At 67.4% G+C, this 12,328-nt stretch carries 14 protein-coding genes and 2 tRNA genes; 10 read left to right on the top strand and 6 right to left on the bottom strand.

Annotation, left to right across the window (positions count from 1 at the left end):
• The first annotated feature begins 36 nt into the window (after positions 1–36).
• Together LQ938_RS12665 and LQ938_RS12660 are read left to right on the top strand one after the other, a co-directional pair.
• Positions 37–108, top strand: a tRNA-Thr gene (locus tag LQ938_RS12665).
• 28 nt (positions 109–136) lie between these two features.
• Positions 137–210 (top strand) — tRNA-Met (locus LQ938_RS12660).
• Positions 211–307: 97 nt separating this feature from the next.
• On the opposite strand, the gene LQ938_RS12655 is transcribed toward LQ938_RS12660, so the two are convergent.
• Positions 308–769, bottom strand: a complete 462-nt coding sequence (locus LQ938_RS12655; protein WP_223722709.1) for a MarR family winged helix-turn-helix transcriptional regulator — start codon at positions 767–769, stop codon at positions 308–310.
• A 58-nt stretch (positions 770–827) separates the two neighbouring features.
• On the opposite strand from LQ938_RS12655, the gene LQ938_RS12650 reads away from it, so the two are divergent.
• From LQ938_RS12650 to LQ938_RS12640, 3 genes are all read left to right on the top strand, one after another.
• Positions 828–2,402, top strand: coding sequence for an MFS transporter (locus LQ938_RS12650; RefSeq protein ID WP_223722710.1), 1,575 nt, complete (start codon positions 828–830; stop codon positions 2,400–2,402).
• Positions 2,403–2,434: 32 nt separating this feature from the next.
• Positions 2,435–3,307 (top strand): SDR family NAD(P)-dependent oxidoreductase, encoded by an 873-nt coding sequence (locus LQ938_RS12645; protein WP_223722711.1) that lies wholly within the window; start codon positions 2,435–2,437, stop codon positions 3,305–3,307.
• Positions 3,308–3,419: 112 nt separating this feature from the next.
• Positions 3,420–3,971, top strand: a complete 552-nt coding sequence (locus LQ938_RS12640; RefSeq protein ID WP_223722712.1) for a hypothetical protein — start codon at positions 3,420–3,422, stop codon at positions 3,969–3,971.
• Between the two features lie 33 nt (positions 3,972–4,004).
• Here LQ938_RS12640 and LQ938_RS12635 read toward each other — a convergent pair whose 3' ends face one another.
• Positions 4,005–4,433 carry a hypothetical protein gene (locus LQ938_RS12635; protein ID WP_223722713.1) on the bottom strand — a complete coding sequence of 143 codons (429 nt, stop codon included), beginning with the start codon at positions 4,431–4,433 and terminating at the stop codon, positions 4,005–4,007.
• Between the two features lie 166 nt (positions 4,434–4,599).
• On the opposite strand from LQ938_RS12635, the gene LQ938_RS12630 reads away from it, so the two are divergent.
• Positions 4,600–4,797: a hypothetical protein gene (locus LQ938_RS12630; RefSeq protein ID WP_223722714.1), complete on the top strand. Its 198-nt coding sequence runs from the start codon at positions 4,600–4,602 to the stop codon at positions 4,795–4,797.
• 103 nt (positions 4,798–4,900) lie between these two features.
• Entirely contained in the window at positions 4,901–5,740 is an 840-nt protein-coding gene (locus LQ938_RS12625; protein WP_223722715.1) for a CPBP family intramembrane glutamic endopeptidase, read from the top strand.
• Positions 5,741–5,764: 24 nt separating this feature from the next.
• Here LQ938_RS12625 and LQ938_RS12620 read toward each other — a convergent pair whose 3' ends face one another.
• Positions 5,765–6,457: an arsenate reductase/protein-tyrosine-phosphatase family protein gene (locus tag LQ938_RS12620; RefSeq protein WP_223722716.1), complete on the bottom strand. Its 693-nt coding sequence runs from the start codon at positions 6,455–6,457 to the stop codon at positions 5,765–5,767.
• 49 nt (positions 6,458–6,506) lie between these two features.
• On the opposite strand from LQ938_RS12620, the gene LQ938_RS12615 reads away from it, so the two are divergent.
• Positions 6,507–7,259, top strand: coding sequence for an MIP/aquaporin family protein (locus tag LQ938_RS12615; RefSeq protein ID WP_223722717.1), 753 nt, complete (start codon positions 6,507–6,509; stop codon positions 7,257–7,259).
• A gap of 10 nt (positions 7,260–7,269) precedes the next feature.
• On the top strand, positions 7,270–8,637 hold the full coding sequence (locus tag LQ938_RS12610) for an FAD-dependent oxidoreductase (RefSeq protein ID WP_223722718.1): 1,368 nt from the start codon (positions 7,270–7,272) through the stop codon (positions 8,635–8,637).
• Between the two features lie 15 nt (positions 8,638–8,652).
• Here the strand turns inward: LQ938_RS12610 and LQ938_RS12605 are convergent, their stop codons facing one another.
• Positions 8,653–9,657 (bottom strand): GTP-binding protein, encoded by a 1,005-nt coding sequence (locus tag LQ938_RS12605; RefSeq protein WP_223722719.1) that lies wholly within the window; start codon positions 9,655–9,657, stop codon positions 8,653–8,655.
• A 104-nt stretch (positions 9,658–9,761) separates the two neighbouring features.
• Here LQ938_RS12605 and ykgO point away from each other — a divergent pair, with 104 nt between their 5' ends.
• The gene (gene ykgO, locus LQ938_RS12600) at positions 9,762–9,884 is read left to right on the top strand and encodes a type B 50S ribosomal protein L36 (RefSeq protein ID WP_223722720.1); all 123 of its coding nucleotides are present in this window, start codon (positions 9,762–9,764) and stop codon (positions 9,882–9,884) included.
• Between the two features lie 10 nt (positions 9,885–9,894).
• Here ykgO and LQ938_RS12595 read toward each other — a convergent pair whose 3' ends face one another.
• Both LQ938_RS12595 and LQ938_RS12590 read right to left on the bottom strand, forming a co-directional pair.
• A complete protein-coding gene (locus LQ938_RS12595) occupies positions 9,895–11,280 on the bottom strand; it encodes a D-alanyl-D-alanine carboxypeptidase family protein (protein ID WP_223722721.1) in 1,386 nt (461 codons plus the stop codon).
• A gap of 111 nt (positions 11,281–11,391) precedes the next feature.
• On the bottom strand, positions 11,392–12,270 hold the full coding sequence (locus LQ938_RS12590) for an LLM class flavin-dependent oxidoreductase (protein WP_223722722.1): 879 nt from the start codon (positions 12,268–12,270) through the stop codon (positions 11,392–11,394).
• Positions 12,271–12,328: the final 58 nt, after the last annotated feature.

Raw genomic sequence — 12,328 nt, 5'->3', positions numbered from 1 at the left:
AACTTTTCTGGTTGCCCGGATTCAGGTCCGGGGATCGCCCCGATAGCTCAGTGGTAGAGCACTTCCATGGTAAGGAAGGGGTCGACAGTTCAATCCTGTCTCGGGGCTCGCAACATCCGTACATCGAATGCCATGCGGCAGGGTAGCTCAGTTGGTGAGAGCGCACGACTCATAATCGTGAGGTCGCGGGTTCAAGCCCCGCTCCTGCTACAGATGAAAACCCCCGGTGATTCCGGGGGTTTTTGCGTTTCCTATTCGAGCCCTGTCGGGACGTCCTTCGCAGACGGCGGGGACGTAGTTCTCCTCCTCACTCGTCACCGGCGATAAGCCGGTGGAGCAGTGCCACCAGTTGCGACAGTTCATCTGTGGACCAGTCCCGGGTCCTCCCGGAGAACTCCGCGCCGCGTTCCTCCAATGTCTCCGCTACCCGAGCCTCGCCGGTCGCGGTGAGGGTGACAATCACCCCGCGACGGTCGGCAGGGTCTGGGGAGCTCGTGAGGAGGCCGAGGGCTCGCATCTTGCTGATCAGGGTGCTCGTCGAACTCCGGTCCATCCCCACTGCGTCTGCGATGACGCTGGGCTTCGCCGGTCCGAATGCATGCAGCCAACGAGCGATGTGGAAGGCGGCGGGCTGGAGCCCTTCATGAAAATGCGCTGCACTGCGCTCGCTCAACGCCCGGGTAGCACTCAGGAGGGCGTTGATCTCCTCGCCGAGCGCGAGTTCCAAGCGGTGACGGTCCTGCGGCTGCGGATCGGAGGTGGTTTGCATTTACAAACAATAACACTTACAGTGATGGGGATTTGCAAACTACTCGAGAGGCTCCTCCATGATCGATGCTGCGCAACCAACGCGGGGTGGCCGCGCTCAGCTCCTTGCCGTCACCCTGGGTGCGCTGATGCCCGGCTTGGCAACGACGATCCTTGCTGTGGCGAACGGTGATATCGCCTCGGACCTCGGCGTCGGGTTGTCAGATCTGCAGTGGGTGACCACGGCCTACCTCCTCGGGCTCACGGGATCTCTCGTCCTGGCGGGAAAGCTCGGTGACCGGTTCGGTCGGCGCCGGATATTCCTCATCGGAATCGCAGGATTCGGGCTCACGTCACTGCTCATCGGACTGTCTTCGCCGATTGCCCTTATCGTCGGGCTGCGCGTCGCGCAGGGCGTGTTCGGCGGATTCTTGACGACCAACGCGCTGTCCCTGCTCCGGGCGAACGTTCCCGAGCCGCGCCTGCCAGGAGCCATCGGCCTGTTCAACTCGGTTCAGGGGCTCTCCATCGCCGCCGGACCAATCGTCGGCGGCGCCATCGTGCAGGCTGGCGGATGGCGGTGGACGATGTTCCTCAACGTGCCTGTTGCCGTCGTCTGTCTCATCGTCGGGTCAGTGGCGCTGAGAGAAGTACGTATCCGCACGGCCGCTCGTTTCGACATTGCCGGGACGATCCTCCTCATCGTGTCCCTCAGCGCCATTGTGTACGCGCTCATCGATGCACCGACCACCGGGTGGAGCGCGCCGTCGACGGTCACGCTTCTCACCGTGGCATCGGGTGCAGCGATCGCATTCGTCATCGTGGAGGCCCGCGCCGCAGACCCTCTCGTGCCCCTGTCGCTGTTCCGCGACCGCTCGTTCTCCGCGGGTTCGATCTTGAGTGTGCTCGCATTCTTCGCACTTAACGGCGGGCTGTTTGTCGTCTCGCTGTTCTGGCTGCAGATTCAGCACGTCGCCCCAACGACCGTCGGACTGTGGCTGCTCCCGCTCGGCGGTGGCATGCTCTTCGGGGCGATCCTCTCCGGCCGGGTAATTACCCGCATCGGTGACCGTTGGGCGCTCTTCGGCGGCTCCCTTCTTGTTGCTGGTGGCCTTGTGTCCACGTCGTTCGCCCAGATCGAGGGTGGATATGCCCAGGTGGGTATCGGCCTGGCACTGATCGGCTTCGGGCTGGGGCTCCTGGTGACCGCGACCGTCAACGCAACAGTGGGCAACGCTCCCGTCGCGCTGGCCGGTGCTGCGGCTGGTGTTCAGCAGACCGCGGGACGTCTCGGCGCAACGCTCGGCGTCGCGGTCCTTGGCGGCGTCATGGCCGCCGCCACAAGCAGCGCGTTCTCTGGACTGTTGCGCAATTCGGAGCTCCCCACCGATCTCGTCGCATCACTCGACCAGTTCGGCGGCTCGGCTGTGGCCGGCGGAGTGGTGCCTGTTCCCGAAGGAGCTGATGCAGAACTGGCGTCCGTCATCAGCGACTTCACTCACGCGGCATTCCTCACCGGGATGCAGACCACCATGCTCATCGCCGCGGCCATCGCTGCCGCAGGAGCAGTCGTCGCCCTCATCGTCCGAAGCCGTGCGGCACATCAGGAAGACGCTGACCTTGTCGAGGCCGAACCCCCCTACGTCACAGAGTAAGCGCGAATCGCGCACGGAAATGGAATCGACTGATGACTGACACACGAACAATCGCCCTCACCGGAGCCACGAGCGGCCTAGGAAGGCTTGCCGCCGTAGATCTTGCTCGACGCGGATTCCGGTTGGCGCTGACGGCCCGCAGCGACCAGAAGGGCGCCGAGACACGTCTGGAGATCCAGGAGGCTGTGCCCGGAGCCCAGGTCGACATCTTCCTGGGAGACCTTTCTCGAATCTACGACGTACGCCGGATCGGGGAATCGATCGGCGAGCGGTATGGCCGTCTCGATGCGCTGATCAACAACGCCGGTCTCCATGCATTCGCGCCGAGGTTCACCTCAGACGGATACCCGGAGATGGTGGCCGTGAACTATCTCGCACCGTTCGTGCTTACGGACACGTTGCTTCCCGCCCTGCGGGCTGCACCCTCCGCGCGCATCGTGAACGTCGCATCCGAAGCATCCCGCAAGCACGGCACGCTTCGCCTCCCGGGCGACCTCACCGACGCCACGGAGTTCAGCGCCCGCGGATCCTCGCCGATCTACGGGAAAACGAAGCTCATGAACATCATGTTCACGATGGAACTCGCGCGACGGCTCGCGGACAGCAAAATCACAGTCAACTGCCTCGACCCCGGATTCAACGTGACCGGGCTTGGACGAGAGCTGCGCTTCGCCGGCGCTCTCGAACGTGCCCTAAAGACGCTCCGCATCGGCGACCCCGCGCGCGGCGCCGATCTTATCGTCGCGCTCGCGACCGCGCCCGAGTACGCCCAGAAGACGGCCGCGTATGTCACCCTGCGCGGCCGCAAAGAGATCACACCCGCGACGCCGGGCAACGATCGGTCGATGCAACGCAAGCTGTGGGACGACACGGTCACCCTGCTCGCATCCCGGCGCGGGCATTAGCGACTCATCTCTTCGAACCCACACTCCGCGCCGGGGCGCCCCCTGTCGCGGCTCCGGTCTCCGCGACAGGGGGGCCCAGCGGAGAGCGGACAAGGACTAGCGTGGGCTTTTGATGAGACGAACATCCGTGGTGCGGGAAGCGAGCGCAGCATTGCTGCTTGTTCTCGGAGGTGGCGCGCTGATTGGCGCGCTCGGCATCGACTACATGACGACGCAGGGCCTTTGGGTGTACACCGCCTGGCAGGTGGCGGGGTTGGTGCTCATCGTGACTGCGGCAGCTCTGTCACGGCCATTGTTCACCCACGTCTCGGAATGGCTCGCGTTTCTGCTCGGTGCGGTGTTGTGGCTCGGTAGCCGCACCTGGTTGATTCTCTTCTTGTTCCTGTCGCCCATCCCGCTCGTGTTCTGGACGCTCATGGCAACCTTGTCCTTTACGGTGAGCGCCATGATCCTGGCCGTCCGTTCGGAGTATCTCGCCGCTGCCGTGCTTGCCGCCATCGCAGCCGGTTCGGCCGGATCGACGTACGTGATGGTCATGGGTGGTGTTGACGCTTCCGACGACATGTACGCGCCGCTCGCCGCCGGTGTGCTGCTCGGGGGTGCCATTTACGGAGTCGCCGTGGGCAGGAATTCTCTCTCGCGTTACGCTGTGCCGAGCGCCTGACAGGGAATCCTCTGCCCTAGCCGGAACATCGACTCACGATCTGGGGCCGAAAAGCGGGAGATCTAACGCCGCGCGGCTGATGGCGTACGTCCAGCACAGCGCCACGACGAGAACAAGGATGCCGCCGGCCGCCATCCATACAGTCGCCCACCCCATTCTCTTCCGCATGGATATGGCGATGGTTGTCGCCACGAGCAGCACGATTGCGGATGCGTAGAAGACATTGACCGCGGCGAGGAAGGCCGCGTAATCGCACACCGCCGGGGTGCAGCTGTCGATGGAGAGCTGGGACAAGAACATCCACCCGAGCGTCAGAAACGTGAGAAGCAGTTGGACGCACCAGAGTCCGATCGTCGTCGCGACAGTGATCGGCGAATCGGCTTCCTTCGCCGCTGCTCGAGGTGCGATGGCGTGTTCCATGCGCCAGGGATCGTCGTCACCATCGTCGTGGAATGCCCCCATCACCTCATCCTCGTCTCAGCGGCGGGGCATGAGCAAGGTCGTCAGGGTCGATCGGTAGATACGCTGAGCGCGTGCCCGATGCAAGCCTGTCAGCCGCCCCCGCGCGACGAGCGGAGAGGCTCCCGCGTGCCACTCTCGTCTGCGAACTCATGCGGCACTTCCGTCCATGAGTCCCGGCAGATTCGCACTCCTCGGCATCGTCGGTGTGGTCCTTCTGCTGGTCGGTGTCGTCACGCTCGTCGTCGGACTGTCCTCCGCGAACGCCGAGACGGTGCGCGTGAGTGTGCTCGAGATGACGGGCGGCGGGATGTTCACTCTCATCGGGTTCGCGGCGTTCTTCTTCTTCAGGCGGAACGGACGCTAACGGGGGCTCGGCATATGCGGTCGAGCCCGTTCAAGACGCGAACGGGTACCGCTAACGTTGGGCGCGCCTGCGAGTGCCGGCGATAAGGGCTGAGGGAGACCTGATGGCGCGGGAACACACGTCGACGTGGGCGGGATTCTGGGCCAGGGGCACCTGGTGGAAGGCCGTCCTTCTGATCGTCGTCTACCTCGCGCTTTACCAGCTCGCCGCCCTCGGCGTGGTGACGGTGGCGGGCGATCAGATCGACCGGACCAACATCTTCGCGACGCCGGCCAGCGTGTTCTTCGGTCTCGGTGCCAGCCTGATCGTCGGGGCCATCATCCTCATCATCTTCGCTGCGTCGGTCGGCTGGTTGCGACCGCTGTTCTCGCGGCAGCCGGTGCGCGGTCGGTGGTGGATGTGGATCTTCGTCGTGTTGGCGATCATCCCGATCGGGTTGAGGTTCGTGGGGATCGACTACGCGTCCTACGCGGGCGGTGTGGTCGTCACGTCTCTTCTCGTCGGCCTGGTCATCGGGTTCGTCGAGGAGTTCCTCTACCGCGGCATCGTCGTCAAGATCCTGCGGGATGCCGGCCACCGTGAACTCTCGGTCGCCGCGCTGTCGTCGCTGTTCTTCGCGCTGTCGCACACCGTCAACCTGCTCAGCGGACAGCCGCTGCTCACCGTCGCCCTCACGGTCGTCTTCACGTTCGGCTTCGGCATGATGATGTACCTCGTCATGCGGGCGACGGGAAACATCGTGTGGGCGATGCTGATCCACGGCCTGACCGACCCGACGACGTTCCTGTCGACCGGAGGCATCGATGTGAGCACGGGTGCGGCGCACAGCCCGGCTCTGGATCTGGCCGCACCGTTCAATATCGTCTTCGTCGTCGCCGCGCTGATCGTGCTGTTCTTCATCCGCGGCAAGGCGGAATCCGCCTCCGAGAGCCGCATCCGTTGACGGTAAGGCCCGCCGCGTCCGCGTTCAGCGTGGGCTGAGCGCGGACGCCAGGTGCGTGATGCGGCGCTCGAGTTCGGCGAAGGCGCTGTCGAATGCGTCCTCGCTGCCGACACGTACGGGGTCGGGGATCGACCAGTGCAGGCGGCCTCCGGCCTCTCCCTCGTCGCGCGTGCGGAGCTCTTCGTGAGCTCTGTCGCACACCGTCACCACGAAGTCGGCGTCGCTGATGACAGCACTCAGTGACCGAGGAGCGCCCGGCGGCAGGGCGAGGTCGTGACGGCGGGCCGCAGCGAGTGCGCCCGGGTCTATGTGCTCCGCGGGGTGCGTGCCTCCGGACACCGCCGGGATGCTGCTGTGCGTCGCCCACAGCGCTGCCGCGAGCTGCGACCGTGCGGAGTTCGCGGTGCAGATGAACACGACACGGCTCGCTCGTGCCACCCGCCCGGGAACGAGGTCGCGCAGCGCGCCCTCGGCGAGGCGCACGTAGCTTCGCCGTCCGTCGGCCTCGGATTGCCCTCGGGTGATGACCCCCGCGGACTCGAGCACGTTGAGGTGATGGGCGATGAGATTCGACGGGAGTTCGAGCGTCGTCCCGATCTCCGTCGGGGACAGATCGCCGAGTGTCAGCAGATCGACGACCCGCAGGCGCGAAGCGTCTCCCAGCGCCGCGTGTGTGGCAGCGCGTTCGACGACGGAATCTGTTTGCTCAGCAGTCATTGACTCAATCTTGACTGAGTGATGTCTACCGGGTCAAGATGACAGCGACATGATCTCTACCGCGCCCTCAGCTGCTCGCCCTCGACCGCTCCTTGCGCGCCGTGTGCTGGCGGAGTTTCTGGGTACCGGGCTGTTGGTGACCGTCGTCGTCGGCTCGGGCATCGCGGCAGAGCGGCTGTCACCGGGAGATGTCGGGCTCCAGCTCCTGCAGACCAGTTTCGCCACCGCGCTCGGGCTCGGCGTCCTGATCCTCATGTTCGGCCCGATCTCCGGTGCGCATCTGAATCCCGTCGTCACGATCGCCGACTGGGTGCGTGGTCGGGCGACGCGCGACGGCCTCCCGCTTCGTGAGGTCGCGCCGTACGTGCTCGCGCAGATGTGCGGCGGAATCGCCGGTACGGCTCTCGCCAGCGTGATGTTCGACGCGCCGATGGCGTTCTCGACGAACGCGCGGGCGACGGGCGGGACTTTCGTCGCCGAGGTCGTCGCGACGGCCGCGCTCGTGCTGCTGATCTTCTCTCTCGCCTGCACGGGGCGCGGGGCGGCGACGGCTGCCGCGGTCGGTGCCTACATCGGCGCGGCGTACTGGTTCACGAGTTCGACCTCTTTCGCGAATCCGGCCGTCACCGTCGCGCGGATGTTCACCGACACCTTCAGCGGCATCGCCCCGGCATCCGTCGTTCCCTTCGTCTTCGCACAGCTCGTTGGCGGCGCCATCGGCTTCGCCCTCTTCTGCGCGCTCTATCCGCCGTCCGCACGCGCGGTGGGCGCCCCTGTCGCCCCTCGCATCTCTCCGTCCTGAAAGGCCTCCCATGCATCTCGTCGCCATCGGCGGAAGTGACGCCGGTATCTCCGCCGCTCTCCGCGCCCGAGAACTCGACCCGTCGGTCGATGTGACCGTGGTCGTCGCGGACGCGTATCCGAACTTCTCCATCTGCGGCATCCCGTACTACTTCTCGCGGGACGTGCAGCCGTGGCAATCGCTCGCGCATCGCACGCACGCCGACCTCGAAGCGACGGGGATGCGGCTGCGACTCGACACCCTCGCCACCGGCATCGATGTCGTCGGGCAGGCGTTGACGGTGCGCGGTGCGGCCGGGACCGAGTCGACGATCGCCTACGACGCGCTCATGGTCGGCACCGGAGCCGGGCCGTCGACGGCCGGGATCGCGGGCCTCGACGAGCTCGGCGCCGACGACGGCGTGCACCTGCTGCACTCGATGGGCGACACGTTCGCACTGGAGCGCTCGCTCGAGGAACGACAGCCGGAGACCGCGATCATCGTCGGCGCCGGCTACGTGGGCCTCGAAATGGCAGAGGCCCTGACGGTGCGCGGCATCCGCGTGACCCAGGTGCAGCGCGGACCCGAAGTGCTGTCGACACTCGATCCCGAACTCGGCCTGCTCGTTCGCGACGAACTGACCCGCCACGGTGTCGAGGTGATCACCGGCACGCGAATCGATCGTGTCGGCCGCGAGGCGGGGCGCCTCACCGTTGCTGGCGACCGCGATGGTGCGCCGTTCGCCCGGAGCGCCGATCTCGTTCTCGTCGTCGTCGGTGTGCGCCCGAACACGCGCCTTCTGACGGCCGCCGGGGCGACAACGGGCGCCGGTGGCGCGGTCGTCGTGGACGCGCAGATGCGCACCGGGCTGCCGCACGTGTGGGCGGCCGGCGACGGTGTCGTCACGCATCACCGCCTGCTCGGGACGACCTATCTTCCGCTCGGCACGACGGCGCACAAGCAGGGTCGCGTCGCCGGTGAGAACGCGATCGGGGGCGACGCGCGCTTCGTGGGGAGCCTCGGGACCCAGGTGGTCAAGGTCTTCGACGTCGTGGCAGCCCGCACCGGCCTCCGCGACCACGACGCTGCAGACGCCGGCTTCGCGCCGCGCAGCCACACGGCGATCGCCGACGACCACAAGCGCTACTACCCGGGCGCGACGCGCATCAGCATCCGGATCACCGGCAATGCCGACGATGGTCGTCTGCTCGGGGCGCAGCTCGTCGGCGCCCGCGGGGCGGAGATCTCCAAACGCGTCGACACCTACGCGACCGCGCTCCACCACGGCATGACCGTCGCGGGGATGAGCGATCTCGATCTCTCGTACACGCCACCGCTCGGATCTCCGTGGGATGCGGTGCAGGTCGCGACCCAGGCGTGGGAGCGCGGGGCCCGTTGATTCCAGATCGCGCGGTCAGTGATCGGTGCGCGAGGTGTCGACCGGCCACGGTGGAAGTGGATCGGCGAAGCGGCGCCACACCGCCGGACCGCCCGCGAGTTCGGCATCGGTCAACGCGGCGCGGTCCAGGGCGTCGTGCAGTCGGCGCGGATGCATGTCGAGTCCGGTGAAGACGATCTCCTGCCCGACCGTGTGCAGGCCGTCGTCTTCGGCGAGTGGATCGATCCACATCGCGGATCCGACCTGCTCCCAGCGCCCCAGGATGTTCGGTCGCGTGGCGAGTCGGCAGAACCCGACCGAACGCAGCACCCGCCCCATCCGGCCGGAGTCGATGTCGTCGTCGAGCACCTCGCGAAGCCGGCCGGGGTGGAAGGCGCGGAGCTGTTCGTAGCGGAAGGTCTGCACCCGCCGGTCGGTCATGAACGGTTCGTGCTCGCTGTTGAGCGCCTGCACCCACCCCGCGCGCATTTGCCAGGGGGTCTCGGTCGGCGCTGCGGCGGCAATCGACCGCACGTCGTCCGCGGGGTGACGGCTGAGCCGGATGCGGGCAGTCGGGTTCAGGTGTGACGCGAGCGCCATGAGCACCGCGAGTCGGGCGGTCTCGACCTCTTCCCAGTTCACGAAGGCGACGAGCGACGCGGCTTCGATGAAGGATGCGGCCTGCCGTGCGCGTGAACCGTGGTCGCCGCGGTCATCGCCGGCCGGGGCGTGCTCCATCAGGGGCACGTCGTCGCGCAAGTCGCCGAGCATGTGCACCGCATCGACCACGCACACGACGTCGACGAGTTCTCGTGGCGAGACGAGGAAGTGCTCGAGTTCGATGTCGGTCGCGGCGTCGATCAGCATCCCGCGCTGCGCGTCCGCGCTGACGGTGTGCGGATTCGTCGGCAGCGACGCCGTCCTCCCGCGCCCTCCGGCGGCGTGCGCGACCCGCAGGCTGAGCGCGGCAGCCGCGCGCGACACGTATCGACGACGTTCCGGCGTGCAGACGCCGACGATCACGATGGGGCCGGACTCCATGTCGGCACCTCTTCCTCTTGACGGCTCACTTCGCGGCGGACGTCGCATCCGCCGAGTGATCAGCATAGTCTCTTCTTGAGAACTATTATCAATAAGGAGTCGCTGTGAAAGTTCGGTCGTCACTCAAATCGTTGAAGAACCAGCCCGGCGCGCAGGTGGTGCGTCGGCGCGGACGAGTCTTCGTCATCAACAAGCTCAACCCCCGGTTCAAGGGGCGGCAGGGCTGACGCGCGGGCGTTACCCGTTGCCGAGCTGGCCGGGGTGAGTGAGCCGCCACCACTCCGACGGCTGCTCGATCGTGCCCTCGATTCGCACATCCGACTCGACCGTGTTCGGCCCGGCCGTCCACGTGATCGTTCCGATCACGGCGCCGTCCTCGGGGGCGATGAGCACGGGCCCCGCGGCTCCCGGTGCGTCGAGGGCCGGGATGCGGAGCGAGACGGTGATGGGGGTATCGGACCACGTGTAGAGCGAGCGGTCTTCGTCGATCACGATCGCCGCCGTCGCGCCCCACTCGGTGCGCACCGTACCGATCCGCTGCCCGGCCGTCGCCACCGTCACATCGTGGAATCCTCCGCGGATGCTGGCGAGCAGCGCGAGCACGCCGGCGTTCACCGAGTCGTGCGAGAACCCGCCGAGCGACACGCCCGTGACGCTGAGTGGCCCTGCCGGCCCGGCATCGAGCGTTGCGGTGTAGAGCAGGTTGTAGCTGTTCTCGCCGAGGTTCCCCGTCTTCAAGCCGGTGATTCCGGACTCGCCCAGCAGGTCATTCGTGTTGTGCAGAACCCCCGCGCCCGGAACGGTCAGCGAGTTCGTCGCCGCCAGCTGGGCGATCACCGGCTGCGCGGCGGCGAGCCGGCCGAGCGTGAGCAGATCGGTCTTGGTGCTGCTGTTGCGCGGATTGATGCCGGTGGGTTCGACGATCGTCGTGCCGGTCATGCCGTTCTCGGCGAGCCATCGCCTCGTCGCGCTCACGAACGCGCCCTGCGAACCGAAGGCCCAGGTCGACACCGCCTCGGCGTAGTTGCTGGCCGACGGCAGCAGCATGGTCGCGAGGGCGTCGTGCTGCGACATCGCGCTGCCGGTCGGCATCGCGGCGATCGTGGCGCCCATGACGTAGTACTTGTCGTACAGATCGTTGTCGGCCTCGTCGAACGTCAGCGTGGGTCCGGGGTCTTCCGCGCTCGCCAGCGGCTTCGCGTCGAGAACGACGAGCGCCGTGATGAGCTTGCTGATGCTGCCGATCGGGCGGGCCTCATCCGTGCCGCTCGTCGCCCAGATGCCGCTCGCGTCCGGTCCGAGATAAGCCTCCGCGCCGGAGACACTGATCGCCGATGCCCCGTCGGACGGGAGGGCGAGGGTCACGGCCCCGCCGACCGGCACCGCCGGTGCCTGCGCGGACCCGGTGGGCGGGGGCAGCGGAGCATTCAGCGCCCACGCGACGTAGCCGCCGGGAACCCCGACCACGATAGCGACGAGAACGAGTGCGACGATCCACACCGTTCGCCGCCGACGGCGTCGCCGCCGTGCGTCTTCCGGCGATTCGGCGGCGGGATCCGCCTCCGCGTCCATCCACTGCGCCAGGTCGGAGAAGCCGTCCGACGTACGGTCTTGCGTGGTCATCCCCGGGCCCCCGTCCGTCACGCTGACCCCATCATGCACTACGGGTCAGACGGACGGATGGCGGCGTCTCCGCGACGGCCGGTCGCCGCGGTCAGCTCCGGCGGCGGCGACTCACGAACTCCCGAGGAGGCGTGCCACCGACCCTGCGTTCGTCATGAACCCGGGAAGGTCTGTCTCGGCGAAGATCGGCTGCAGGATGACCGATGTCGCGCCGGCCGCGTAGAAGGGTTCGATGCCCGCGGCGACCGCATCCGCGTCTCCGCTGATCATCAGGGCGTCATCGACCTCGCCGGCTTCCGCGGCGATCTCGGTGCGGAGCGCCTCGCGCGCATCGTCACCGCCGAACGCGGCGCGGACGAAGACGACGAGCTCGTGCGCGGCATCCCGCCCGGCGGACGCGCGGCCCTCCTGCGCGAGGGCGAGCGTGCGCGTCACCCGTTCGGGGGTGCTGCCGCCCGGGAGGATCGTGCCGTCGCCGACCTCGCCGGTGAGACGCACGGTCTTCGGGCCTTCGCCGGCGACCAGCACGCGGGGGGCGACCCGCGGCGGCCAGTCCAGCCGCACGTCGTCGAGAGTGACGTATCGGCCCGCCGTCTGCACCTTTTCGCCGGCGAGCAGCGACCGGAGCGCGGGCACGTACTCGCGCATGAGCGTGAGCGGCGACGCCGCGCGGGCGCCGACCTGCGCCATCCACGGAAGCACGCCGTGCCCGACGCCCGGAATGATCCGCCCCGGGAAGAGCCGCTCGACGGTGGCGATCTCCATGGCGGTGAGTGCGACGTTTCGCAGCGGCATCGGGGCGACTCCGATGCCGACCCGTAGGCTCGTCGTCCACGCGAGGACCGCGGATGCGGCCGCGAACGCCGACTCTCGGAAGCAGTCCTCCCACAACCAGAGCTCGGGAACCCCGGCCTGGTCGGCGGCTTCGGCGGCATCGCGCAGGGCCTCGGGTGGAAAGTACGGGGTGAAGATCGCACCGATGCGTCGCATGGACCCACCCTCGCATGCGCACGGCGATCCGTCCCGGGGCTTGCCATCGCGGCGCCCT

This window comes from Microbacterium sp. cx-55 (genome assembly GCF_021117345.1).
Classification (GTDB): domain Bacteria; phylum Actinomycetota; class Actinomycetes; order Actinomycetales; family Microbacteriaceae; genus Microbacterium.
The sequence above is the reverse complement of the archived record's forward strand: the minus strand, read 5'-3'. Positions and strand labels throughout refer to the sequence as shown.